Raw genomic sequence first — 2740 nt, 5'->3', positions numbered from 1 at the left:
GTATTAGTATTACAATTGCTGTTGTTAGTTTATTTTTTGAAATATTAATCAAATCATCTCCATTCTGTATTGTTTACCTAGATACACTAACAAATTACTCGCGTACTATCAAACGATGGGCTAGAGGAGTCTAATGCTTGAATTGGATATAAGTAGAATTTAGCTACCTTTTTTCGAATTATTAAAGCACAAAGTCGATTGACGCTATTGCAGAGTAAAGATCAAATGATTAAGTTCATAAATAAGTATTTGGTGTATGGTACTCATGATTTTTAACTAGTCAAAATAGCTAAATAGAGCAAGGTCTAGTAACGATCCCAAATAGGGATAGAATAAATGCTGAAATTTCTTGAAAAAAGTAGTGATTGCTTAGTTAATCGATAGCGTTTCTCGCGTCTATATAATCGAGAATAGTTGTATTTATTTGACTATATCTCTTATTGTAGAAATATTTGCCAATTCTTTTTTCGATTACTCTTAAAAGGAGCATTCCAGATACGCCGAAAATACCAATACTTATAATCGCGATTTGGATACTATCTCTAAATATTTCTAGTACCTCACTTGGTAAATATCTATATGACAGAACAAACCCAAGTATAAGAACCAATACGACGAGAAATCTTAATAATAGAACCGCTTTTGCTTTGGCATCTTCACATTTTTTAATCTCATTATTATAAAGTTCCGATAAGATGTTATCTTGTTGCTTGATTTCGCTATCAGCGGCCCCAAGCCTTGCCGATAGTTTCTCAGACTCTAAATTACTTGAAGTAACTGAATTTAATAGGCTATCTTCTCTCGCTCTCATAGTATCTTCGCGCTCGCGCATTTTTTTATTCTCTTGTTCAATCGCAAAAAGTTTTTGAGTCTCGAAATCAATGTTATCTGCACTTAATACTTCGACTATTTCTGAAACATTATTCTCATTTACGTCTTCTGGTCTGAAAGATCTCGATTTCATAATTGCAATCGCCTTTTCTGCTTTTTCAGAAGACCACTCCCCAGAATTTAGCTTTTGAATGGCTTTATCAAACTCCGGCTCAAGTTTTTCTTGAAGCCGATCAGCCATTATAATTCTTGCCTTACTTACAACATCTAAACTTTTAGGTAGTCCATTATTTCCAAATCCCTTGTTTAGGTCGTACCATAAGCGCGCACTTAAATAGTACATCGTAGCATGATATGGTACTGGCTTTTGTTCGTCAAGAGTAAGATGGTTTCTATTTTTGTCAGGTGAAAGAGGTCTACCCTCAGCCTCCATCTGAATTATGTTGTTTGAGGCGTAAATTAACTTACTCCACTCAGTTAGAATTATTGATTTTGATTTAGTAAAGTCGTAGAACAGTTGGTTCTTTCTGATAATGTTGATTTGTGTAATTTTATCTAAGATTTTTGGATCTTCAATCTTAAGGTCATTTATCCTTTCACCTGAACTCATATTAAACTCTTTGTTTTCAACGATATCTTTTAAATCAACGAATTCAATGTCATAAGAATCAAGTAAATCCTCAAATTGAACTTGTTTATCGATAACATCACTAGTTGTTCTGCATCCAGCTAAGATTGTTTTCATTGCTGTTGTGTTAGCAGTGTAAGCGAGATTTTTCTCAAGTAAGTCTGCAGCAGTTTCAAAATATTGATTTATGCTCTCACTTACATCATTGAAACATTTCAAATAGATAACTTTGTGTGATTTGTTGATTTCACTAATTAGGGAAAATGTATCTTTTGCAACCTCTTGAAAGATAGTGCCATTGTATCCAGCCAAGTTAAAAAACTCTTCCATTTCAATATATATGCTAAAAGGTTCGATCCACTTTTTCTGTCGTATGACACTGTTATTGTGTGCCAATCCGGTTAGTAAAATTGCTCCTTCCTTTATTGCTCTAATTTGTTCAGAATATCTAACTGCTCCATGTTCAATGATAAATGCACTTATATATTGATCATACTTGTTTGTAACATACTCTTTTTCTAGGCCCTGCTCCAAAATGAAAGTATATACATTTTTAGCTATCTCTTGTTTATCATGCATACTTAAGGTTTTATTACTCGTCTTCTCTATATAGATATACACATCGTTCATAAAGTGGTCATTGCTATCAACTTCAGTTTCTAACTCTTTTTTGAGACTTGTCATATCTGTTGCATGTTCTTTTCTAAGATAGTATTTTCCATCTCTTTTATCTAAGCATTCCATTTTTCTTAGACATTGGTTCACAATAGAATGTGGCAATGAAAACATGAATTCATCTTCTAGCCACACTCTGACCTCAAAATCTGAAACCCCATAGTAAAAATCACTAATTTTTTCGGCAATGATTGAATCGATAAAACTGGTAATTACATCTTTAATATCCATTCTATTGGATAATTTCCCAAACAATGAATATGAAGCAATGCCATAAATCTCTTTTTGTATTGTCATAGAGTCCCTTTCCAGAAGTTTTGCTCGTGCATTTTAACTGATATTTGTAAATTAAAGGAATAGTTGGGAAATTAAAACGCACAATGAATAATATTCTTAACTTCAAGATACATACCTTATTAAGTAGATTTTAATAAATAAGGGAGAGGAAATGTAAATTTTTGTTTGACTCAGTATTGAGATTGTTTGAAGTTGAAAATTTACTCAAAAGTGGCTAAGTTAAAATCATTCAATTAATATAAAAGCAATTTGTATGAACAATATAAGATAGATGTGCTGAAATTAATGGAATGTAGAACTATCTTAACT

General features: G+C 32.2%; 1 protein-coding gene. It reads right to left on the bottom strand.

Annotated features, from left to right (window positions below):
* Window positions 1-373 precede the first annotated feature (373 nt).
* Complete coding sequence (locus tag GVV20_RS10345) at window positions 374-2431, bottom strand: hypothetical protein (protein ID WP_159741366.1); 2058 nt, start codon at window positions 2429-2431, stop codon at window positions 374-376.
* Between the last annotated feature and the right edge of the window lie 309 nt (window positions 2432-2740).

The sequence above is a fragment of the Erysipelothrix aquatica genome, assembly GCF_009828775.2.
Lineage (GTDB): Bacteria > Bacillota_I > Bacilli_A > Erysipelotrichales > Erysipelotrichaceae > Erysipelothrix > Erysipelothrix aquatica.
Note: the sequence above shows the minus strand (reverse complement) of the source record. Positions and strands in the feature narration are given on the sequence as shown.

Excerpts from the sequence above, each read along its gene's own strand:
- GVV20_RS10345 (WP_159741366.1), bottom strand. The coding sequence starts at position 2,431 with ATGACAATACAAAAAGAGATTTATGGCATTGCTTCATATTCATTGTTT.